Source organism: Castellaniella caeni NBRC 101664, from assembly GCF_001592225.1.
Classification (GTDB): domain Bacteria; phylum Pseudomonadota; class Gammaproteobacteria; order Burkholderiales; family Burkholderiaceae_B; genus Castellaniella; species Castellaniella caeni.
In genome coordinates, this window is the sequence record NZ_BCWN01000012.1 from 15,135 (window position 1) to 36,378 (window position 21,244).

Annotated in this window: 18 protein-coding genes and 2 riboswitches; of the genes, 8 read left to right on the forward strand and 10 right to left on the reverse strand. The window is 66.5% G+C overall.

Annotated features, from left to right (window positions below; all coding sequences use genetic code 11):
* Window positions 1-6: 6 nt before the first annotated feature.
* Window positions 7-1,056, reverse strand: a complete 1,050-nt coding sequence (gene purM / locus CCA01S_RS08940) for a phosphoribosylformylglycinamidine cyclo-ligase (RefSeq protein ID WP_066457145.1) — start codon at window positions 1,054-1,056, stop codon at window positions 7-9.
* Between the two features lie 155 nt (window positions 1,057-1,211).
* On the opposite strand from purM, the gene hda reads away from it, so the two are divergent.
* From hda to aptA, 6 genes are all read left to right on the forward strand, one after another.
* Window positions 1,212-1,949, forward strand: a complete 738-nt coding sequence (hda, locus tag CCA01S_RS08945) for a DnaA regulatory inactivator Hda (RefSeq protein ID WP_066457148.1) — start codon at window positions 1,212-1,214, stop codon at window positions 1,947-1,949.
* Complete coding sequence (locus CCA01S_RS08950) at window positions 1,946-2,650, forward strand: HAD family hydrolase (protein WP_066457151.1); 705 nt, start codon at window positions 1,946-1,948, stop codon at window positions 2,648-2,650. The genes hda and CCA01S_RS08950 overlap by 4 nt, the downstream gene beginning before the upstream one ends.
* Before the next feature lie 10 nt (window positions 2,651-2,660).
* Window positions 2,661-4,067 (forward strand): polynucleotide adenylyltransferase PcnB, encoded by a 1,407-nt coding sequence (gene pcnB / locus CCA01S_RS08955; protein ID WP_066457155.1) that lies wholly within the window; start codon window positions 2,661-2,663, stop codon window positions 4,065-4,067.
* Between the two features lie 3 nt (window positions 4,068-4,070).
* A complete protein-coding gene (folK, locus tag CCA01S_RS08960) occupies window positions 4,071-4,553 on the forward strand; it encodes a 2-amino-4-hydroxy-6-hydroxymethyldihydropteridine diphosphokinase (RefSeq protein WP_066457159.1) in 483 nt (160 codons plus the stop codon).
* 99 nt (window positions 4,554-4,652) lie between these two features.
* Window positions 4,653-5,147 (forward strand): dihydrofolate reductase, encoded by a 495-nt coding sequence (locus CCA01S_RS08965; RefSeq protein ID WP_066457161.1) that lies wholly within the window; start codon window positions 4,653-4,655, stop codon window positions 5,145-5,147.
* Window positions 5,148-5,239: 92 nt separating this feature from the next.
* On the forward strand, window positions 5,240-6,565 hold the full coding sequence (gene aptA / locus CCA01S_RS08970) for an omega-aminotransferase AptA (protein ID WP_066457164.1): 1,326 nt from the start codon (window positions 5,240-5,242) through the stop codon (window positions 6,563-6,565).
* Between the two features lie 59 nt (window positions 6,566-6,624).
* On the opposite strand, the gene CCA01S_RS16045 is transcribed toward aptA, so the two are convergent.
* A complete protein-coding gene (locus CCA01S_RS16045) occupies window positions 6,625-6,840 on the reverse strand; it encodes a tautomerase family protein (protein ID WP_066457166.1) in 216 nt (71 codons plus the stop codon).
* Window positions 6,841-6,853: 13 nt separating this feature from the next.
* The gene (locus CCA01S_RS08980; protein ID WP_066457169.1) at window positions 6,854-7,612 is read right to left on the reverse strand and encodes a GntR family transcriptional regulator; all 759 of its coding nucleotides are present in this window, start codon (window positions 7,610-7,612) and stop codon (window positions 6,854-6,856) included.
* Between the two features lie 172 nt (window positions 7,613-7,784).
* On the opposite strand from CCA01S_RS08980, the gene pcaB reads away from it, so the two are divergent.
* Both pcaB and CCA01S_RS08990 read left to right on the forward strand, forming a co-directional pair.
* The gene (gene pcaB, locus CCA01S_RS08985; RefSeq protein ID WP_066457172.1) at window positions 7,785-9,140 is read left to right on the forward strand and encodes a 3-carboxy-cis,cis-muconate cycloisomerase; all 1,356 of its coding nucleotides are present in this window, start codon (window positions 7,785-7,787) and stop codon (window positions 9,138-9,140) included.
* A gap of 38 nt (window positions 9,141-9,178) precedes the next feature.
* On the forward strand, window positions 9,179-10,543 hold the full coding sequence (locus CCA01S_RS08990) for a cation:dicarboxylate symporter family transporter (RefSeq protein ID WP_066457359.1): 1,365 nt from the start codon (window positions 9,179-9,181) through the stop codon (window positions 10,541-10,543).
* A 76-nt stretch (window positions 10,544-10,619) separates the two neighbouring features.
* Here the strand turns inward: CCA01S_RS08990 and gcvP are convergent, their stop codons facing one another.
* The 7 genes from gcvP to dcd form a co-directional block, all read right to left on the reverse strand.
* Complete coding sequence (gene gcvP, locus CCA01S_RS08995) at window positions 10,620-13,505, reverse strand: aminomethyl-transferring glycine dehydrogenase (RefSeq protein ID WP_066457174.1); 2,886 nt, start codon at window positions 13,503-13,505, stop codon at window positions 10,620-10,622.
* A 22-nt stretch (window positions 13,506-13,527) separates the two neighbouring features.
* Complete coding sequence (gene gcvH, locus CCA01S_RS09000) at window positions 13,528-13,899, reverse strand: glycine cleavage system protein GcvH (RefSeq protein WP_066457177.1); 372 nt, start codon at window positions 13,897-13,899, stop codon at window positions 13,528-13,530.
* Between the two features lie 159 nt (window positions 13,900-14,058).
* The gene (gene gcvT / locus CCA01S_RS09005; protein ID WP_066457188.1) at window positions 14,059-15,141 is read right to left on the reverse strand and encodes a glycine cleavage system aminomethyltransferase GcvT; all 1,083 of its coding nucleotides are present in this window, start codon (window positions 15,139-15,141) and stop codon (window positions 14,059-14,061) included.
* 44 nt (window positions 15,142-15,185) lie between these two features.
* Window positions 15,186-15,284, reverse strand: a riboswitch (glycine riboswitch).
* Between the two features lie 12 nt (window positions 15,285-15,296).
* Window positions 15,297-15,392, reverse strand: a riboswitch (glycine riboswitch).
* A gap of 183 nt (window positions 15,393-15,575) precedes the next feature.
* A complete protein-coding gene (locus CCA01S_RS09010; protein WP_066457191.1) occupies window positions 15,576-16,763 on the reverse strand; it encodes a CaiB/BaiF CoA transferase family protein in 1,188 nt (395 codons plus the stop codon).
* Window positions 16,760-18,160: a BaiN/RdsA family NAD(P)/FAD-dependent oxidoreductase gene (locus CCA01S_RS09015; RefSeq protein WP_066457194.1), complete on the reverse strand. Its 1,401-nt coding sequence runs from the start codon at window positions 18,158-18,160 to the stop codon at window positions 16,760-16,762. Before CCA01S_RS09015 ends, CCA01S_RS09010 begins: the two co-directional genes overlap by 4 nt.
* A gap of 94 nt (window positions 18,161-18,254) precedes the next feature.
* Entirely contained in the window at window positions 18,255-20,519 is a 2,265-nt protein-coding gene (locus CCA01S_RS09020) for an arginine/lysine/ornithine decarboxylase (protein ID WP_066457367.1), read from the reverse strand.
* A 150-nt stretch (window positions 20,520-20,669) separates the two neighbouring features.
* Window positions 20,670-21,233 carry a dCTP deaminase gene (gene dcd, locus CCA01S_RS09025; protein WP_066457197.1) on the reverse strand — a complete coding sequence of 188 codons (564 nt, stop codon included), beginning with the start codon at window positions 21,231-21,233 and terminating at the stop codon, window positions 20,670-20,672.
* Window positions 21,234-21,244: the final 11 nt, after the last annotated feature.

Here is a 21,244-nt window from a genome sequence, read left to right on the forward strand (position 1 = left end):
CCGCGCTTAATCGACCAAGGTTTGCGCGCCGCCGTCGGCCTGGGGTTCGATAGCGCCCAACGTGTAGACGGTTTCGCCCTGCGCCTGCAGGGTGGCGGTGATGGCGTCGGCCTGGGCGGCGTCCACCACCAGCACCATGCCGATGCCGCAGTTGAAGACGCGCGCCATTTCGTGGTCGGCCACGCCGCCTTGTGCTTGCAGCCACTGAAACAGCGCAGGCCACTGCCAGGCATCGCGGTGCAAATGGGCGCACAGGCCCGCGCCCAGGATACGCGGCACGTTTTCGAGCAGGCCGCCGCCGGTGATGTGGGCCAGGCCCTTGATGGCGCGACCATGGGCGGCCAGGCCCGCCAGCACGGATTTCACGTAGATGCGGGTGGGTTCCATGACCACGTCGCCCAGGGGGCGGCCACCCAGGTCCTGCTCGGGACGGGCGCCCGCGTGCTGCAAAATCTTGCGCACCAGCGAATAGCCGTTGGAGTGCGCGCCGCTGGACGCCAGGCCCAGCACCACGTCACCCACCTGAATGCTCTTGCCATCGATGATGGCGGATTTTTCGACCGCCCCCACGGCAAAGCCGGCCAGGTCGTACTCGCCATCGGGATACATGCCGGGCATCTCGGCAGTCTCGCCGCCAATGAGCGCGCACCCGGCCAGTTCGCAGCCGCGCGCCACGCCGCCGACGACCTGCGCCGCCGTCTCGACCGACAGCTTGCCGCAGGCGAAATAATCGAGGAAATACAGGGGTTCGGCCCCCTGCACCAAAATATCGTTGACGCTCATGGCGACCAGATCGATGCCCACGGTGTCGTGGCGCTGCCATTCGAAGGCCAGGCGCAGCTTGGTGCCCACGCCGTCGGTGCCAGACACCAACACCGGCTCACGCAGGTGTTTGGGCACTTCGAACAAGGCACCGAAACCGCCGATGCCCGCCATGACACCCGGGCGCATGGTGCGGGCGGCCAGCGGTTTGATACGATCGACCAGCGCATCGCCAGCATCGATATCGACACCCGCATCGCGGTAGGTGAGAGAAGGGGAAGTGCCTTGGGTCATGAGAAAAGCCGCCGAATGTGCAAGAATTGCAGGTTTGGACAATATGGGCCTGATTTTACGATGAACTGGGATCGGGGCGCACCGGCGCCACGCAACGTCCCGGAAACATCGGCCAGTCATCCCCTGCCCGCCACACAGAGCACTCGCACGACGGCATGACACAGCAACTCTTACTGGACATCCTGCCCGGGGCCCTTCCCACCCTGGACACCTTCGTCGCGGGCAGCAATGGGGCGGTGGTCGAGGCACTGCGCACGCTCTCGCCGGGCCACGCCCTGTACCTGTGGGGCGGCCACGGGTCGGGCCGCAGCCACCTGCTGCGCGCCCGGGCACAAGAACCCGGCTGCCACTACCTGGATGCCCGCACCCCCGCCTATCTGCTGCAGGCGCTGGCCACCGACGAAGAACGCGTCCTGCGCCTGGTGGCGGTCGATGACGTCGAAGAGCTCAGCGCCGCCGCCCAGGCCGCGCTCTTTGCCCTGTTCAACCGCTGGCGCGCCGCCGCCAGCACGCCCGACGCCTTCGCCTTGCTGACGGCGGGCGACCGCGCGCCACTGACCATGCCCCTGCGCGAAGACCTGCGCACCCGCCTGGGCTGGGATCTGGTCTACCGTATCGAGCAGCTCTCGGACGAAGACCGCGCCCAGGCGCTGCGCGACCGCGCCTTGCAGCGCGGCCTCAAGCTGCCCGACGACGTGCTGCACTGGATTCTGATCCACCACGACCGCGACATGGGGCGCCTCACCACCCTGATCGACACGCTCGATCAATACTCGCTGTCGCGCCACCGGCCCGTGACGCTGCCGCTGCTCAAAGAGCTGCTGGCGCGCACCGGGCAACACCCGGCCGACACCCTCGACACTTCAACCGCGCCCGACGCCTCGCACTCATGACGACTCCCTCGCACCTGGCCCTCTTCGACCTGGATCACACCCTGCTGCCCTTCGACAGCGACTACCAGTGGGCCGATTTCCTGGCCCGCACGGGCCGCGCGGGCGACCCCGCCGTGGCCCAGGCGCGCAACGACGATCTGATGCGCCGCTACAACCTGGGCACGCTCTCAGCCGAAGAAGCCGCCGACTTCATGCTCGGCCTGCTGCGGCTGGCCGAGCCCGACGAGCTGGCCCGCTGGCACCAGGTCTATATGGATGAAGTCGTGCTGCCGGGCGTGCTGCCCGCCGCCCGCGCGCTGGTCACCGAACACCAGACCCGAGGCGGGCTATGCGCCATCGTCACCGCCACCAACGCCTTCGTCACCGGCCCCATTGCCCAGGCGCTGGGCATCCATCACCTGATCGCCACCATCCCCGAGCAAGACGCGCAGGGCCGCTACACCGGGCGCATCGAAGGCACACCCAGCTTCAAGACGGGCAAGGTGCTGCGCGTGCGCCAATGGCTGCGCGGCCAAGGGCTGCAGCTCGAAGACTTCGCCGAATCCTGGTTCTACAGCGATTCGCTCAACGACCTGCCGCTGCTGGAAGTCGTCACCCACCCGGTCGCCACCAACCCCAGCCCGGCGTTGCGCGAGCTGGCCGAGGGGCGCGGCTGGCGAGTACTCGAGCTCTTTTCAGACATGCGCGATACAAAGTCTTAAAATACGCGCCATGCTCAAGCAGACCATCAAAAATTTCGTCTCGCGCCTGTTTGCCACGCCGCCCAGCGGCCCGGTGCGCCTTTCCCGTGACAAGCATGGCATCGACCGGCGACTGGTTTCCCGGCACGCGATCAAGGTCTGCGAAGTGCTCAACCAGCAGGGGTTCGACGCCTACATCGTGGGCGGCGCCGTGCGCGACCTCATCGTGGGCCTGCAGCCCAAAGACTTTGACGTCGCCACCAACGCCACGCCCAACCAGATCCGCCCCCTGTTTCGCCGTGCCCGCATCATCGGGCGGCGCTTCCAGCTGGTACACGTGGTCTTCGGCCAGGAAATCATCGAAACGGCCACCTTCCGCGCGCCGGCCTCGGACAACCAGGAAACCGACGAACACGGCCGTATCCTGCGCGACAACGAATTCGGCACGCACGAAGAAGACGCCGCGCGGCGCGACTTCACCATCAACGCGCTGTATTACGACCCGCTAAAAGAAGAAGTCATCGACTTCCACCAAGGCGTGGCCGACCTGAAAAACCGCACGGTGCGCATGATCGGCGACCCCGAAACACGCTACCGCGAAGACCCGGTGCGCATGCTGCGAGCACTGCGCTTCCAGGCCAAGCTGGGCGCGCGCATCGATCCGGCCACCGAGACCCCCATCGCCAAGCTGGCCCCGCTCATCGAACACGTGCCCGCGTCACGCCTGTTCGACGAAACGCTCAAGCTGCTCACCTGCGGGCACGCCATGGATTGCCTGCGCGAGCTGCGCCGCTCGGGCCTGACCAAAAGCCTCATCCCGCTCATCGATCGCATCTTCGAAGAAGACGGCGGCGAGGCCTTCGTCGAGATCGCCCTGTCGCGCACCGACGCGCGCGTGCGCGCGGGCAAGCCGGTCAGCCCCAGCTTTCTGTTCGCAGCCCTGTTGTGGCGCCTGGTGCAAAAGCGCTGGAGCGCCCTGGTGGCGCAAGACGTGCAGCGCAACGAAGCGCTCATCCGCGCGGCGGATTCGGTCATCGACGAACAGATGGACAAACTCGTCATCCAGCGCCGCCATCAGGCCGACATGCGCGAAATCTGGCTCATGCAGGCGCGCTTCGAGCGCGCCACGGTGCGCTCGATCTGGCGCCTGATCGAACAGCCGCGTTTCCGCGCGGCGGTGGACTTCCTGCAGCTGCGCGCCGAAGCCCGCGAGGTGGACAGCGTGCTGGCCCAGTGGTGGATGGATCTCGCCAACAGCGGCGACGAGCGCCGCAGCCAGATGATCGACACCTGGCAGTCGGGCCACGCGGGGGCGCGACGCACCAGCGGCACCAGCCGCAAGCGTCGGCGGCGCCACAAGTCGTCTGGCGCGGCGGACGCAGGGCAGGCCAGCGCGGGCCAGGCCGACGCGGGTTTCGCGCCAGATTCCACGGAATAGCGCATGCTGGCCTACATCGGCCTGGGCGCCAACCTGGGCAATGCCGCCCAGACCCTGCGTGAGGCCGCCCAGGCCCTGGCCAGCCAGGCGGGCGTGCGCGCCTTGCGCTTGTCGCCGCTGTACGACACCTCGCCCGTGGGCTGCAGCGGCCCGGACTACGTCAACGCCGTCGCGGAAATCCACACCACGCTGGATGCCCACGCCCTGCTGCGAGCGCTGCAAGGCATCGAACAGGCGCACGGTCGGCAGCGCCCCTACCGCAACGCCCCTCGCACGCTGGATCTCGACCTGCTCTGGTACGACGGACAGACCATCCAGACCCCCGACCTGACCGTGCCCCACCCCCGCATGCACGAGCGCGCCTTCGTGCTGCGCCCCTTGATGGATCTGGCGCCCGACCTGCGCCTGCCGCAAGGCGGCCTGGCCGCGCTGCTCGCACACTGCGCCGGACAGGCGATCGCACCGCTGAACCCCGAGGGGCGCTAAAGGTTCTGGCTACCCGAGCCTGGCCCAGCCCGGTGCCCGGCAGCCCGCCCGCCAGGCCGGGTACACTGCCCTCATCACCCGGAACCACCAAGGAATCACATGCCCAGCCCGCTCATTCGTCTAGTGGTTGCCTACACCGACAACCGTGTCATCGGCCACGACGGCGGCATGCCCTGGCACCTGCCGGGCGATCTGGCCCACTTCAAGCGCACGACGCTGGGGCACCCCATCCTCATGGGCCGCAAGACCTGGCTGTCGCTGGGGCGTCCGCTGCCAGGGCGCCGCAACCTGGTGCTCAGCCGGGACACCCGCTTCGCCGCCCAGGGGGCCGAATGCTTTGCCTCGCTGGGCGCCGCGCTGGCGGCCTGCCCCGAGGCAGACCACGTCTGCGTGATCGGTGGCGAGCAGATTTTCCGCCTGGCCCTGCCCCTGGCCGACGAAATCGTCGCCACCGAAATCCACGCCTTCATCCACGGCGACACCTGGTTTCCCGAACTGCCCGCCGAGCACTGGCAAGAGACCGAACGCCTGCCGCAACCCGAAGACCACGGCTTGATCTACGACTTCGTCACGTACCGGCGTGTGGGCCGTTGAGACGGTCATCGCCCTTCAGGGTAAACGCGCTTGCCTGGCCGCCGGCTGTCGGTCGAGAATAAGGGCTCCGATCGATTTTTTTCGAGGTCGTCATGCCTGCCTCTTCTTCGTCGCTCGACATGTCCAGCCTGTGGATGCCGTTTACCGCCAACCGGCAATTCAAGGCGCATCCAAGGCTGCTGGCCGGTGCCCAGGGGATGTACTACACCGCCGCCGATGGCCACCGGGTGCTGGACGGCACAGCGGGGCTGTGGTGCGTCAACGCCGGGCACGCGCGCCCCGAGATCATCGAGGCCATCACCCGGCAGGCGGGACGCCTGGACTACGCGCCCAGTTTCCAGATCGGCCACGAAGACTCCTTCAAGGCGGCCTCCAAGGTGGCGGCCCTCATGCCCGACGGGCTGGATCGCATCTTCTTCACCAACTCGGGTTCAGAATCCGTCGATACGGCGCTCAAGATCGCGCTCGCCTACCACCGGGCCCGCGGCGAAGGGCAGCGCACGCGTCTCATCGGGCGCGAGCGCGGCTACCACGGGGTGGGCTTTGGCGGCATCTCGGTGGGCGGCATCTCGCCCAACCGCAAGACGTTCTCCGGCGTGCTGCTGCCGGGGGTCGATCACCTGCCGCATACCCACGCGCCAGAGCACAATGCCTTCTCGCGCGGGCAGCCGGCCTGGGGTGCGCACCTGGCCGACGAGCTCGAACGCATCGTCGCCCTGCACGACGCCTCGACGATCGCCGCCGTCATCGTCGAACCCATGGCCGGTTCCACCGGCGTGCTGGTGCCGCCCGTGGGCTACCTTGAACGGCTGCGCGAAATCACGTCAAAGTACGGCATCCTGCTCATTTTCGACGAAGTGATCACCGCCTTTGGCCGCCTGGGGGCCGCCACTGCCGCCGGGCGCTTTGGCGTCACGCCCGACCTCATCACCATGGCCAAGGGCATCAGCAATGCCGCCATCCCGGCGGGGGCTGTCGCCGTGCAGCGCGGCATCTACGACACCATTCTCGAAGCCAGCGGTAGCGGCATCGAGTTCTTTCACGGCTACACCTATTCAGCGCACCCGATGGCGACGGCGGCCATGCTGGCGGCGCTCGACATCTACGAAAAGGATGGTTTGTTTGAACGCGCCGATGCGCTCTCGGGCCAGTTTGAAGACGCCGCGCACAGTCTGCGTGGGCGCCAGCACGTGATCGACGTGCGCAACATCGGCCTGGTGGCCGGGGTCGAACTCGCGCCCCGCGAGGGGGCTCCCGGGGCGCGAGCCGCCGAGGTATTTGCCAAATGCTTCGATCGCGGGGTGCTGGTGCGCTACACGGGCGACACGCTGGCGTTCTCGCCGCCGCTCATCATCGAAGAAGCGCAGGTACACGAACTGTTCGGTACGGTGGCCAAGGTGCTAAGCGAGATCGAATAGGCATCGCGAACGCCGATGCTGCTGGTTTCTGAGCCGCACCGGCGTGCCAATCGCGCCGTCTACGCCGTGCGCGGCGCCTGTGCCCGGATCTTGGTGACGGTCTCGCCGCCGATACCCCAGTTGTCGGTTTCCACCTCGTCGATCACCACGAAGGTAGTCTTGGGGTTCTTGCCCAGCACATCCACCAGCAGCTGCGTGGCGCCCTCGATGAGGCGCGCCTTTTGCTCGGGCGTGACACCGCCCTCGCGGGTGATCTTGATGTTGACGTACGGCATGGATGGTCTCCTTTTATTGGGAAAATTCGGGATAAACAGAGCTCTCTGCACGTTTGAGCTGCAAAGAGACCGAAAACCGCTCGGCGGGATGGATCGTAACCGACACCTCGAAGACCTGCCCGGCGGCATCGAGGTAGTGCCGCACGATCTTCAGCGCGGCGCTGCCCACAGGCAATTGCAGCGCCTGGGCCATCGCGGCGTCTTGTAGCGTGCAGGCACAGATTTCCTGGTGGATTTCCGCAATGCGGCGCCCATAGCGGCGCTCGATCAAGGTGCTGATGAGCATGTCTGGCTGCGCGCGCACCTCGTCGATGATCTCGGCATACGAGGGCGCGATGTACACATCCGTCCATCCAATGGGCAGGGTGCGCTTGCTGTCCTGCAGACGCAGGCTGGCAATCCGCAGCCAACGCTCACCCGGCTGGCACGCCAGCAAGCGGGCCAGCTCTCCCGACGCCTCGACCGGCTCGGCGCTTTGCACCACACGGGTGTGTTCCGCGCCAAACTGCACCAGATCATCCAGCGAGGCCAGGGTGGGCCGAAAGCCCGTGCGGATTTCGGTGGCCACCACCCGCGTGCCGACGTTCTTGCGCCGTGACACGAGCCCCAGCTGCTGCAGTTCGTTGAGCGCCGCGCGCACCGTGTGGCGGCTGGTGCCGTAGAGTTCGCACAGCTGCATCTCGGTGGGCAGCAGGCTGCCCAGCGGATAGCTGCCCTGGGTAATGCTTTCAGTCAGATGCTGCGCCAGGCGGATGTAGTGGTGTTTGATCATACAAGCGGCAAAGAGTGTGACCACGAAATCAGTCGTGGACGATAGCGTCCATTGTAGTAGTGGCGCGCCACATCAGTAGAATCCCCTATTTTCTATATGTCCGTACATATTAAATAATATATGTACGAACATATTAGTTCACGTCTCGATCCCCTACTTCACCGGATTTCCCATGTCAGCCAGCTCCGTCATCGACTCCATCCTCTTTCGCGACGCCTTTGGCACGCCCAAGATGCGCGCGCTTTTCTCCGACCTTGCCCTCATCCAACGCTACATCGACGCTGAAGTTGCCCTCGCCCAGGCCCAGGCACGTGTCGGCGTCATCCCCACCGACGCCGCCGCACACATCGCCCAAAACGCCTCAATCGAGCATATCGACCTCGACCGCATGCGCCACGAAACCGACATCGTGGGCTACCCCATCCTGCCGCTCGTACACCAGCTGGTCGAACAATGCGGCGAGGCGGGCCGCTACGTACATTGGGGGGCCACCACCCAGGACATCATGGACACCGCCGTCGCACTGCAGGTGCGCGACGCGCTGGACAGCATCGATGCCGACATCCGCGAGCTGCGCGGCATCCTGGCCGATCTGGCACGCAAGCATCGCGACACCCCCATGGCCGGGCGCACGCACTTGCAGCAGGCACTGCCCGTGACCTTCGGCTACAAGGCATCGATCTGGCTGGCCATGTTCGACCGCCACCAGCAACGCATTGCCCAGCTGCGCCCACGCGTGGCCGTGGTCGAATTCGCGGGAGCGGCGGGCACGCTGGCCTCGTTGGGTGATCAAGGCCTGCGGGTGCAGGCAGCCCTGGCCGACGAGCTGCAGCTGGGTATCCCGACCACCACCTGGCACGTGGCACGCGACGGCTTTGCCGAAGCCGTGAACCTGCTCGCGCTCGTCACGGGTTCTCTGGGCAAGATTGCGCTGGACATCATGCTGATGGCGTCCAGCGAATTCGCCGAGGTGTACGAGCCCTTCGTCAAGGGGCGCGGGGCCTCCAGCACCATGCCGCAAAAGCGCAACCCGATTTCCAGCGAGCTGATGCTGGCGGCGGCCAAGGCCGTTCGCCAGCAGGCGGGCCTGATGGTGGACGCCATGGTGCAGGATTTCGAACGCGCGACGGGGCCCTGGCATGCAGAATGGATCGCCATCCCCGAAAGTTTCATACTGACGGCCGGTGCCTTGCACCAAGCCAAGTTTGCGCTGGCGGGGCTCATCGTGGACGAAGCCCGGATGCAGCACAACCTGGGCCTGAGCAAGGGGCTCATCGTCGCCGAGGCCGTGATGATGGGCCTGGCGCCGCACACGGGCCGCCAGCAGGCGCACGACATCGTCTACGACGCCTGCCGCACGGCCTCGGACAGCGGCCGCACCCTGGCCGACGTGCTGGGCAGCCTGCCCGCCGTCACGGCGCACCTCGACCAGGCCGCCATCGAACACCTGACCGACCCGGCCAACTACCTGGGCATGGCGCCGCAAATGGTCGATGCCGCCCTGAAGCACTCGCACAGCATCCAGTAATGACTGCCACCACTTTGCCTCTCACGGAAACCCCCACCATGAGCACTCCTGATCCCGCCCCCAAGCCCGCCACCCGATCCCCCTGGTACTACCGCCTGGGCCCCCAGGTGCTGGTTTCACTGGCCCTGGGCATCATTGCCGGTTTCGCCTTCCCCGCCCTTGCCACACAGCTGAAGGTGTTGGGCGACATGTTCCTCAACCTCATCAAAGCGGGCGTGGCGCCCCTGGTGTTCCTCACCATCGTGCACGGCATCGCCTCCGCCGGCGATGCGCGCAGCGCGGGCCGCATCGGCTGGCGGGCCATCGTCTACTTCGAGGTCGTGTCCACCGTGGCCCTGCTGCTGGGCATGGTGGCGGGCAACCTGCTGCAGATCGGCAGCGGCATGTCGCCGCATGCCGGGGGCACCGCCATCCCGGCGATCAAGGCCGCCACCCCCGGCTTTTCGGAATTCCTGCTGCACATCGTGCCGGACAATTTCGTCGGTGCCTTCGCCAAAGGCGAACTGCTGCAGGTCGTCGTGCTGTCGGTCATGGTCGGCATCGGCATCCTGGCCATCCCGGCCGAACGCCGCAGCGCCATCAACAACAGCCTGAGCCAGATTTCCGAAGTACTGTTCTCCTTCATCAACCTGGTGATGCGGCTGGCTCCGCTGGGCACTTTCGGCGCCGTGGCCTATTCGGTCGGCAGCAATGGGTCGTCCGTCTTGCTGGCCCTGGCCGAATTCGTGCTTGGCTTCTACGCCATCCTGGCACTGTTCATCATCGCCGGGCTGGGCACGATCGCCAAGCTGGCGGGTTTCAGCCTGTGGCGCTTCCTGCGCTACATCAAGGATGAAATTTTCATCGTGCTGGGCACCGCATCCTCGGAAAGTGCCCTGCCGCGCCTGCTGATCAAGCTGGAACGCCTGGGCTGCAGCGAACAGACCGTGGGCCTGGTGCTGCCCACCGGCTACGCCTTCAATCTGGACGGCACGTCCATCTTCATGGCCATGGGGGTGATGTTCATCTCGCATGCCTATGGCGTGCCGCTGTCGCTCGAAGTCCAGCTTGGCATCCTGCTGCTCATGCTGCTCACCTCCAAGGGCGCGGCCACCGTGTCCGGCGGCTCGTTCGTCGTCTTCGCGGCCACAGTCACCTCGACCGGCATCCTGCCCGTCGAAGGGCTGGCGCTGATCTTCGGGGTGTACCGCTTTCTGTCGATGGCCATGGCCACTTGCAACACCATCGGCAATAGCGTCGCCACCGTGGTGGTCGCCAAGTGGTCGGGCACTTTCGACGCCGAGCGCGCCCACAAGCACCTGTACCCGGAGCAATACCCCGACGTCGCGCACGAGGACGAGGCCCTGGACAACGGCGTTGCCCTACCCTCCCTCGACACACCGGCCAAGGCGTCGCACGCCTGACCGCCCTGCGGCACCATGAAGAACGCCCCGGCGCTGGCGGTCACCCAGCGCCGGGGCGTTGTGCCATGCACCCGCGTCAGGCGCTGGCGGTCTCCGCCGAGGCATAGGCCTCGACCGGCGGGCAAGCGCAGCTGAGGTTGCGGTCGCCCCAGGCGTTGTCCACCCGGGCCACTGGCGGCCAGTACTTGCGCGCGGCCATGCCGGGCAACGGATAGGCGGCCTGTTCACGCGTGTACGGGTGCGTCCAGTCCTGCACCAGCAGCACCGAGGCGGGGTGCGGCGCATTGACCAGCACGTTGTCTTCCAGGGGCTGCTCACCGCGTTCGACAGCGGCGATTTCCTGGCGGATGGCGATCATCGCGTCGATGAAGCGGTCGAGTTCTTCGACCCCTTCGGACTCGGTGGGTTCGACCATCAGGGTGCCAGCCACCGGGAAGCTCATGGTGGGGGCGTGGAAGCCGTAGTCCATCAGGCGCTTGGCGATGTCTTCGGCACCGATACCGCTGGAGTCTTTGATCGGGCGGATGTCGAGGATGCACTCGTGCGCCACGCGGCCCTTGGGGCCTGCCGCGTACAGGATGGGATAGTGCGGCGCCAGGCGCGCAGCCAGGTAGTTGGCGTTGAGAATGGCCACCTGCGTGGCGCGGCGCAAGCCGGCCGCCCCCATCATGGTGATGTACATGGTGGAGATCGGCAGGATGCTGGCCGAACCGAACGGCGCCGCCGACACCGGGCCCGACTGGCCCACCGGCAGACGGCCGTCTTCACCCACCACGCCCGGCAGGTACGGCGCCAGGTGCGCGCGCACGGCCACGGGACCCACGCCCGGGCCGCCGCCGCCGTGGGGGATGCAGAAGGTCTTGTGCAGGTTCAGGTGCGAGACGTCGGAGCCGAAGCGCCCCGGACGCGCCACACCCACCATGGCGTTCATGTTGGCGCCGTCCAGGTACACCTGGCCGCCCGCGTCGTGCACAAGGGCGCAGATGTCGGTGACGGTGGTCTCGAACACCCCGTGAGTGGACGGATAGGTGATCATGAGCGCAGCCAGGCGCTCGCCCACCTGGGCAATCTTAGCGCGCAGGTCGGCCATGTCGATGTTGCCGTTGTCGTCGGACGCCACCACAACCACATCCATGCCCGCCAGGTGCGCCGAGGCCGGATTGGTGCCGTGCGCCGAAGCCGGGATCAGGCAGACGTTGCGCTGGTGCTCGCCATTGGCCTGGTGATAGCCACGGATGGCCAGCAGGCCGGCGTATTCGCCCTGGGCGCCCGAATTGGGCTGCAGGCTGACGCGGTCGTAGCCGGTGATCTCGCACAGCGCCGAGGACAGACGCTCGATCATCTGCTGATAGCCTTGGGCCTGCCCCGCCGGGGCAAAGGGGTGCATGTGCGCGAACTCGGGCCAGGTGACGGGGATCATCTCGGCGGTGGCGTTGAGCTTCATGGTGCACGAGCCCAGCGGGATCATGGTGCGATCCAGGGCTAGGTCTTTGTCGGCCAGCGTGCGCAGGTAGCGCAGCATGTCGGTTTCGGATTTCACGCGCGAGAAGGACGGGTGCGCCAGGATGGCGCCCTGGCGATGCAGCGCGGCGGGAATACCATCGCCTTCGACAGTGAAGTCGGGCGCCGTGCGCGCCACGCCCATGCCGCTGGCGATGACACCCAGCAATGTCTCGATGTCGCGCTGGCCCACGGTTTCGTCGAGCGACACGGCAACGTGCATGTCATCGACCCGGCGCAGGTTCATGCCCCCGGCCACGGCGGCATCCACCACGGCCTGGGTACGCGCACCCGTGGCCAGCTGCAGCGTGTCGAACCAGCTGTCGTTGACCACTTTCACGCCCATGGCGCGCAAGGCGGCGGCCAGCTGCGTGGTATGCGTGGCCACCCGCTGCGCGATCTTGCGGATGCCTTGCGGCCCGTGCCAGACGGCGTACATGGCGGCCATCACGGCCAGCAGCACCTGCGCGGTGCAGATGTTGGACGTGGCCTTTTCGCGGCGGATGTGCTGCTCGCGCGTTTGCAGGGCCAGGCGCAGGGCCTGTTCGCCCCGGGCGTCTTGCGACACCCCCACCAGGCGGCCCGGCAGGTTGCGCTTGTAGACGTCCTTGCAGGCCATGAAACCGGCGTGCGGGCCACCATAACCCATGGGCACGCCAAAGCGCTGGGACGAACCCACGGCGATGTCGGCGCCCCATTCGCCCGGCGGCGTGAGCAAGGCCAGCGCCAGCAGGTCGGTGGCCACGGCCACCACGGCCCCGGCGTCGTGCGCCTGCCGGGCCAGGGCGCGGTAATCGGCCACGCCCCCCAGCGACTGGGGATACTGCAGCAGCACGCCGAAGCACTCGGGCAGGCCCTCGGCTTCGTCGCCCACCACCACGTCGATACCGATACCCGCAGCGCGCGTACGCAGCACTTCGAGGGTTTGCGGATGCACGTGCTTGGAGGCAAAGAACTGCGTGGACTTGGCGCGCGACACACGACGGGCCAGCGTCATGGCCTCGGCGGCGGCCGTGGCTTCGTCCAGCAGGGAAGAATTGGCGATGTCCAGGCCGGTGAGGTCGGTGACCATGGTCTGGAAGATCAGCAGGGCTTCGAGGCGGCCCTGGGAAATCTCAGGCTGGTACGGCGTGTAGGCCGTGTACCAGGCCGGGTTTTCGAGGATGTTGCGCAGGATGACGTGCGGCACGTAGGTGCCGTAATAGCCCTGGCCAATGTAGCTGCGCAGCACCTGATTGCGCGAGGCGATGGCTTTCAGATCGGCCAGCGCCTCGACCTCGCCCAGCGGCCCGGGGAGATCCAGGTAAGGGGCCTCGGACAAGATGTTTTCAGGAACGACTTCCCGAATCAGGGCATCCAGGCTGGACACGCCGACCGCGGCCAGCATGGACTGCTGGTCGGACTCGGACGGCCCGACGTGGCGGGCGATGAATTCGGAATGCGTGGCGGGATCGCGCAGCATGGCAGGGTTCTCCAAAAGACTATCAGGCCTGGGCTTCGTAGGCGGCGGCATCCATCAGGGCATCGACGTCGGCCGCATTGTCGGGGCGGATTTTGAAAATCCACTGGTCGTAGGCGCCTTCGTTGACGAGGGCGGGCTGGTCGTTGAGGGCTTCGTTGAAAGCCACGATCTCGCCCGCGACGGGAGCGTAGATGTCGGAGGCCGCCTTTACGGACTCGACCACGGCGGCCGTGTCGCCCGCCGACAGGTGGGCACCCACCTGCACGTCGCCGACGAACACCAGATCGCCCAGCTGGTCTTGCGCGTCGTCGGTGATGCCGACCTGGAAGCAGTCGCCGTCGGCCTTGACCCACTCGTGGGAAGCCGTGTATTTGCGGTCGTTTGGAATGGACATGGTAAACCCCGTTTATCTGGAAGAATGAGAATGAAAAATACTGCGGTGCGCGCGCCCTGCCTGCCGACATCGGACGAACAGATCAGGACACAGCACAGTGTGAAACCGATGCGGCCCACGGGCAACACATCTGTGCCGCCCGCGAGCAGACAATGTTGCTCAGACCAGCGCCTTGCCGTTGCGCACGAAGGGCGGGCGCACGATTTCGGCGGGCAGCCACTTGCCGCGGATCTCGACTTCGACGCGCTCGCCGGGCTGGCTGCCGACCGGCACGCGCGCGAGCGCGATGGAATAGCCCAGCGTGGGCGCCATCGTGCCGCTGGTGAGTTCGCCCTCGCCGTGCGCCGTGCGTACTTTCATGTGGCCGCGCATGATGCCGCGCTCGAGCAATTTGAGGCCGACCAGTTCGCGGTCGCGCGCGGCGGCCTGCAGCGCGGCGCGGCCGATGAAGTCGCGCGTGTCGTCTTTCATGGAAACCGTCCAGGCCAGGCCGGACTCGTACGGATGCACGGTCTCGTCCATGTCTTGGCCGTAGAGGTTCATGCCGGCTTCGAGGCGCAGCGTGTCGCGCGCCCCCAGGCCGCAGGGATGCACACCCGCGGCGGCCAGGGCATCCCAGAACGCTTTGACGGCGGTGGCGGGCAGCACGATCTCGAAGCCATCTTCGCCGGTGTAGCCGGTGCGCGCGACCAGCGTGTTTTCATCCACCAGCGTGCCGGTGAAGGGCTTGAGGTCTTGCGTGGCGGCTTTCCATTCGGGGTGCACCGACCAGACGATCTCGCGCGCCTTGGGGCCTTGCACGGCCACCATGGCCAGGTCGCGGCGCGGCGTGACAGTGACGCCGAAGGGCTTGGCCTGCTCTTGCATCCAGGCCACGTCTTTGGCCGCCGTGCCGGCGTTGACGACGATGCGCCAGCGGTCGGAGGCGAAAAAGTACACGATAAGGTCGTCGATGACACCGCCTTCGGGGCGCAGCATGCAGGAATACAGGGCCTTGCCCGGCATGCCGGCGATCTTGGCGACATCGTTGGCCAGCAGGTGGCGCAGGAAGTCGGGGGCCGAGGCACCCAGGACATCGACGTTAAGCATGTGCGAGACGTCGAACATGCCCGCCGCCTGACGCACGGCGTGGTGCTCTTCGAGCTGCGAGCCATAGGCCAGGGGCATGTCCCAGCCGCCGAAATCGACGATTTTTGCGCCCAGGGCGACGTGAGTGTCAAACAGAGGGGTTTGAGAAGGCATGGAGAGAGGCTCCGGACAAGGCAATAGGGCGGCACACGTGCCGGCAGCGCCCTTCTGTCCTTTTGCCTGAGAGTTGCCCCAGCGGGGGTTCACCTTCGGCGCCCGCGCGCCTGCTCGGGGCGGGTCTCTCCAGAATGCTGCGATGCGCGCGTGGCATCATGCGAATGGTACGGGGTGCCTGAGCGATTCTGGGCGAATTGCGCCTTCGGCGGCTGCCCGAAACACAGGCAGCGCTCTCCCACCCGCATCGGGTGACAGCAAGGGCAAAATATACCCTGAAAGCGGTTGATTCAACAAATGAAATTGTGACCAAACCGGCGCGCACGGTGGACGCACGCCGCCCTGGCCGACCCCGGACAGCCACACCATACCGCACAGTGTTGAGCAGCCACGACGATGATGACCTTCGAAGCGGCTTGAAATTCAGAGGTTCCTTAGATAAAGCCCTGCGCGCGCCAGTGCGCCCGCGTATCGGCATCGATGCCCAACCGATCGAGCAGCGCGTCGGTGTGCTGGCCCAGCGCGGGGGCCGGGGTGTCGATGCCGCCGGGCGTGGCCGAGAGCTTGGGCACGATGCCGGGCACCCGGCAGGGCGTGCCGTCAGGCAGCGGCTGGTCGAGAATCATCTGGCGCGCCCGGTAGTGGGGGTCGTCGGCGATGTCGGCGATGTCGTAGATGCGACCCGCCGGGATGCGCGCCTCGTTGAGGGCCGCCAGCACGTCGTCCTGCGTGCGTGCCGCCGTCCACTGCGCGATTGCGGCATCGATGCGCGCCACCTGCGCCACGCGGCCCGCATTGTGCGCCAGGGCCGGGTCAGCCCCCAGGTCGTCGCGGCCGATCGCCTGCATGAGGCGGCGGAAGATGCTGTCGCCATTGCCCGCGATGAGCACGTAGCCATCCTGGCAGGCATAGGCATTGCTGGGCGCAATGCCCGGCAGGCTGCTGCCCGCGGGCTGGCGCACCTGGCCAAAGACGGCGTATTCCGGCAGCAGGCTTTCCATCATGTTGAACACCGACTCGTACAGCGCCACGTCGATCATCTGCCCCACGCCCTGCTGGTCGCGCGCCCGCAAGGCCAGCAAAATGCCGATGACGCCATGCAGCGCCGAGAGCGAGTCGCCGATGGAGACCCCCACGCGCACCGGCGTGCGACCCGGTTCGCCGCTGAGGTAGCGCAGGCCACCCATGGCCTCGGCCACCACGCCAAAGCCGGGGCGGTCGCGGTACGGCCCGGTCTGGCCATAGCCCGACACCCGCAACATGACCAGACGCGGGTTGACGGCGTGCAAATCGTCCCAGCCCAGGCCCCAGGCTTCGAGCGTGCCCGGCTTGAAGTTCTCGATGACGACGTCGCATTCCCGCACCAGGGTGCGCACCAGGTCCTGGATTTCGGGCTGGCGCAGATCGAGCGTGACGGACTGCTTGTTGCGCGACTGCACTTGCCACCAGACCGAGGTGCCGTCGTGCAGCAGCCGCCAGTTGCGCAAAGGGTCACCCTGCCCCGGCGGTTCGATCTTGATGACTTCGGCGCCGAACTCGCCCAGCATCTTGCCGGCGAAAGGCCCTGCGATCAGCTGGCCCATTTCCAGCACGCGCAGTCCACTGAGGGGTTTTTTCGTCATGGTCTTGATCCTGCCTTCAATGACCGCCCGCACGCCACACCCGAGGCCCAGGCCCACTGGAAATTGTAGCCACCCAGCCAGCCGGTGACATCCACGGCCTCGCCCACCACGTGCAACCCGGGGCAGCGGTGCGCCTGCAGGCTGCGCTGATCGAGCTCGTCGGTATCGACGCCGCCGCTCATGACCTCGGCCTTTTTATAGCCCGCGGTGCCGGTGGGCCAGACCGTCCAGCCCTGGATGCGCTCGGCCAGGGCGCGCAATTGGCGATCGGGCAGGTCGGCCAGGCGCGGGCTGGTCGGAACGGACTGAGGCGCGCGCGCAGAATCGCTCGCGCGCGCGGCCCGGTGGGCAGCAGAATCCCCCGCAACCATGCGCCCCGCGGGCACGGCAGGTGCGGCGCCAGGGGACGAATGCGGTGCCCCCGCCGGGAATTCCGTCGCGAGCCAGGCCTCGGCCAACCGCCGCGGCCACAGGGCGGACAAGGCCGTGAGCAGGGTCTGGCGGCTGCCGGATTTGGCTTCCAACAACGCCTCGGCCAGATTTTGGCCGGGCGCCAGATCGATATGCAGCGGGTCGCCCGGGCGCCAGAAACTGGAAATCTGCAGGATGCCGGGGCCCGACAGGCCCCGGTGCGTAAACAGCAAGTCTTCGAGAAATTCGGTTCGACCGACTTGTCGCCGCTTGCCGCCAGTGCGCGCCGGGCGGCCCGCAGCCCCGTCCGCAGGCGCGCTTTCGTGCGACAAGCGCACTTCCAGCGCTACCCCCGACAACGCGGCATACGGCTGCCACTGCGCGGCATCGAAGGTGAGCGGCACCAGGGCCGGGCGCGGCTCGACGATCTTCAGGCCAAACCGGCGGGCAACGCGCAGGCTGAAATCGGTGGCGCCCAGCTGCGGGATCGCCGTGCCGCCCGTGGCCAACACGAGCTGCGCGGCACGAATTGCCCCGCCGTCGGTCTGCAGGACGAAGCCGTCGGCCTCGCGCGCCACGGACTGCACGGCGCAGGGCATGCGCCAGGCCACCTGGCCGACTGCGCACTCGCGGCGCAGCACCTCGATGATGGATTCACTGGAATCATCGCAAAACAGCTGCCCGCGATGCTTTTCGTGCCACGCTACGCCATGGGTGCGCAGCAGGTCGAGAAAATCGGCGGGGCCGTAGCCGCGCAGGGCCGAACGGCAGAAGTCGGGGTTGCGCGACACAAACTGTGCCGGGCTCGCCCCCAGGTTGGTGAAGTTGCAGCGCCCGCCCCCGGAAATGCGGATTTTCTCAGCCAGGCGCGTGGCGTGGTCGATGAGCACCACGCGCAAGCCGCGCTGACCGGCGACGGCGGCCGCCATCATCCCCGCCGCCCCGGCGCCGACGACCGCGACATCAAAATGGGCGCCAGAACGCATCAGACGGCATTCTCATGGACGTTGACGGCGCCAGGACGATACGCGCGGCAGGCAACAGCAGGCATGACGGGACACCGGCGCCCGCCCCGCACGCTCAGGCGCCCTCCCGGATGCAATCCACGTAATAGCGCCGCTGGCCGCGATCGTCGGTTTCGTAGGCCAGGCCGTGCACGTCGGTCTCGAAGCCCGGGAAAAGCTGGTTGAACTCTTGCGTGAACTTCAGGTAATCGACGATGTCGCGGTTGAAGCGCTCGCCGGGAATCAGCAGCGGGATGCCCGGCGGGTACGGCGTGAGCAGCACCCCCGTGACGCGCCCTTCGAGCTGATCGACAGGCACACGTTCGACCTCGCGGTGCGCCATGCGCGCATAGGCGTCGGCCGGGCGCATGGCGGGTTCCATGTCGCTCAGGTACACCTGCGTGGTCAGGCGCGCAAAGTCGTAATGGCGGTAGGCCTCGTGAATCTGCTGGCACAGGTCGCGCAGACCCATGTGCTCGTAGCGCTTGTGCGCCCGGTTGAACTCGGGCAGCACGCGCCACAGCGGCTGGTTGCGGTCGTAGTCGTCCTTGAACTGCTGCAAGGCGGTGAGCAGCGTGTTCCAGCGGCCCTTGGTGATACCGATGGTGAACAGAATGAAGAACGAATACAGGCCGGTCTTCTCGACCACCACGCCGTGCTCGACCAGGTAGCGCGACACCAGCGCCGCCGGGATGCCGGTATCGGCAAACGTGCCGGAAATATCCAGGCCCGGCGTCACCACCGTGGCTTTGATCGGGTCGAGCATGTTGAAGCCCTCGGCCAGATCGCCAAAGCCGTGCCATTCGTCGCCCGAATTCAAAAGCCAGTCGTCGCGGTTGCCGATGCCTTCGGCCACCAGGCGATTGGGGCCCCAGACTTTGAACCACCAGTCGTTCTTGCCGAACTCAGATTCGACCTTGCGCATGGCGCGGCGAAAGTCGAGCGCCTCGCGGATGGATTCCTCGACCAGCGCGGTGCCGCCGGGGGGTTCCATCATGGCCGCCGCCACGTCGCAAGACGCAATAATCGCGTACTGCGGCGAGGTGGAGGTGTGCATGAGAAACGCCTCGTTGAAGAGGTTGCGGTCCAGCTTGCGGGTTTCGGAATCCTGCACCACGATCTGCGAAGCCTGCGACAGGCCCGCCAGCAGCTTGTGCGTGGAGTGCGTGGCGTAGATCATCGTGTCGTGGCTGCGCGGTCGGTCGGGCCCGATGGCGTGCATGTCCTCGTAGAACTCGTGAAACGCCGCATGCGGCAGCCAGGCCTCGTCAAAGTGCAGCGTGTCGATTTCAGAGCCCAGTTTTTCCTTGATCATCTCGACGTTGTAGATGACGCCGTCGTAGGTGCTTTGCGTCAGCGTCAGGATGCGCGGGCGCTTGTTGGCGGCCTCGCGCGCAAAGGGGTTGGCCTCGATCTTCTTGCGGATGTTTTCCGGGTCGAACTCTTCCAACGGGATAGGCCCGATGATGCCCAGGTGGTTGCGCGTGGGGCGCAAAAACACCGGGATCGCACCCGTCATGGTGATGGCGTGCAGGATGGACTTGTGGCAGTTGCGATCCACCACCACCACGTCGCCCGCCGCCACGTTGGCGTGCCAGACGATCTTGTTGGATGTGGACGTGCCGTTGGTGACGAAAAAGCAGTGGTCGGCATGAAAGATGCGCGCGGCGTTCTTTTCGGATTCGGCCACCGGCCCGGTGTGATCCAGCAGCTGGCCCAGCTCGTCCACGGCGTTGCAGACGTCGGCGCGCAGCATGTTCTCGCCGAAGAACTGGTGAAACATCTGCCCCACCGGGCTCTTCAGAAACGCCACGCCGCCCGAGTGCCCGGGGCAGTGCCACGAATACGAGCCATCGGACGCGTAGTCGAGCAGCTCGCGGAAAAACGGCGGCGCCAGGCTGTCGAGGTAGGCGCGCGCTTCGCGGATGATGTGGCGCGCGACGAACTCGGGCGTGTCCTCGAACATGTGGATGAAGCCGTGCAGCTCGCGCAGGATGTCATTGGGGATGTGCTGCGAGGTGCGCGTCTCGCCATACAGGTAGATGGGGATGTCTTCGTTGCGAAAGCGCAACTCGCCGATGAAGGCGCGCAGGTTCTTGATGGCGTTGGCCACATCTTCCGGCGAGTCTTCGTCGAACTCTTCGTCGTCGATCGACAGGATGAAGGCGCTCGCGCGGCTTTGCTGTTGGGCAAACGAGCTGAGATCGCCATAACTGGTGACGCCCAGCACCTCGACGCCCTCGGCCTCGATGGCCGAGGCCAGGGCGCGGATACCGAAGCCCGACGCATTCTCAGAGCGGTAGTCTTCATCGATGATGACGATGGGGAAGCGAAATTTCATGGCATTCACCGTAAGGGCCATGGGGTCGGCCCGAAACACCTCGGCACGCGGGCGTGCCGGAGGATTTTTTAAGATTCAGAACGCGCCGACGTGTTGCAAACGACGCACCGGCGGGTGGGACGCGCGGCGGGCTGGGATTGCGGCACGCCGTCAGGTGCGCGGCAGCGTGACCCCCTGCTGGCCCTGGTACTTGCCGCCCCGGTCGGCGTACGAGGTCTCGCAGACTTCGTCGCTCTCAAAGAACAGCATCTGGGCACAGCCTTCGCCCGCGTAGATCTTGGCGGGCAAGGGGGTGGTGTTGGAAAACTCGAGCGTGACGTGGCCTTCCCATTCGGGTTCGAGCGGCGTGACGTTGACGATGATGCCGCAGCGCGCATAGGTGCTCTTGCCCAGGCACACGGTGAGCACCGAGCGCGGGATGCGAAAGTATTCGACCGTGCGCGCCAGCGCAAAGGAGTTGGGCGGAATGATGCACACGTCCCCCACGAAATCGACGAATGAGCGCTCGTCGAAGGCCTTGGGGTCGACAACGGACGAGTTGATGTTGGTGAAAATCTTGAATTCGCGGGCACAGCGCACGTCGTAGCCGTAGCTGCTGGTGCCATAGCTGACGATCTTCTGGCCATTGACCGCACGCACCTGCCCCGGCTCGAAGGGTTCGATCATGCCGGCCTGCGCAGCCTGGCGGATCCAGCGGTCGTTCTTGATGGTCATGGGGGCCCTCG

Excerpts from the sequence above, each read along its gene's own strand:
- purM (WP_066457145.1), bottom strand. The coding sequence starts at position 1,056 with ATGACCCAAGGCACTTCCCCTTCTCTCACCTACCGCGATGCGGGTGTC.
- hda (WP_066457148.1), top strand. The coding sequence starts at position 1,212 with ATGACACAGCAACTCTTACTGGACATCCTGCCCGGGGCCCTTCCCACC.
- CCA01S_RS08950 (WP_066457151.1), top strand. The coding sequence starts at position 1,946 with ATGACGACTCCCTCGCACCTGGCCCTCTTCGACCTGGATCACACCCTG.
- pcnB (WP_066457155.1), top strand. The coding sequence starts at position 2,661 with ATGCTCAAGCAGACCATCAAAAATTTCGTCTCGCGCCTGTTTGCCACG.
- folK (WP_066457159.1), top strand. The coding sequence starts at position 4,071 with ATGCTGGCCTACATCGGCCTGGGCGCCAACCTGGGCAATGCCGCCCAG.
- CCA01S_RS08965 (WP_066457161.1), top strand. The coding sequence starts at position 4,653 with ATGCCCAGCCCGCTCATTCGTCTAGTGGTTGCCTACACCGACAACCGT.
- aptA (WP_066457164.1), top strand. The coding sequence starts at position 5,240 with ATGCCTGCCTCTTCTTCGTCGCTCGACATGTCCAGCCTGTGGATGCCG.
- CCA01S_RS16045 (WP_066457166.1), bottom strand. The coding sequence starts at position 6,840 with ATGCCGTACGTCAACATCAAGATCACCCGCGAGGGCGGTGTCACGCCC.
- CCA01S_RS08980 (WP_066457169.1), bottom strand. The coding sequence starts at position 7,612 with ATGATCAAACACCACTACATCCGCCTGGCGCAGCATCTGACTGAAAGC.
- pcaB (WP_066457172.1), top strand. The coding sequence starts at position 7,785 with ATGTCAGCCAGCTCCGTCATCGACTCCATCCTCTTTCGCGACGCCTTT.
- CCA01S_RS08990 (WP_066457359.1), top strand. The coding sequence starts at position 9,179 with ATGAGCACTCCTGATCCCGCCCCCAAGCCCGCCACCCGATCCCCCTGG.
- gcvP (WP_066457174.1), bottom strand. The coding sequence starts at position 13,505 with ATGCTGCGCGATCCCGCCACGCATTCCGAATTCATCGCCCGCCACGTC.
- gcvH (WP_066457177.1), bottom strand. The coding sequence starts at position 13,899 with ATGTCCATTCCAAACGACCGCAAATACACGGCTTCCCACGAGTGGGTC.
- gcvT (WP_066457188.1), bottom strand. The coding sequence starts at position 15,141 with ATGCCTTCTCAAACCCCTCTGTTTGACACTCACGTCGCCCTGGGCGCA.
- CCA01S_RS09010 (WP_066457191.1), bottom strand. The coding sequence starts at position 16,763 with ATGACGAAAAAACCCCTCAGTGGACTGCGCGTGCTGGAAATGGGCCAG.
- CCA01S_RS09015 (WP_066457194.1), bottom strand. The coding sequence starts at position 18,160 with ATGCGTTCTGGCGCCCATTTTGATGTCGCGGTCGTCGGCGCCGGGGCG.
- CCA01S_RS09020 (WP_066457367.1), bottom strand. The coding sequence starts at position 20,519 with ATGAAATTTCGCTTCCCCATCGTCATCATCGATGAAGACTACCGCTCT.
- dcd (WP_066457197.1), bottom strand. The coding sequence starts at position 21,233 with ATGACCATCAAGAACGACCGCTGGATCCGCCAGGCTGCGCAGGCCGGC.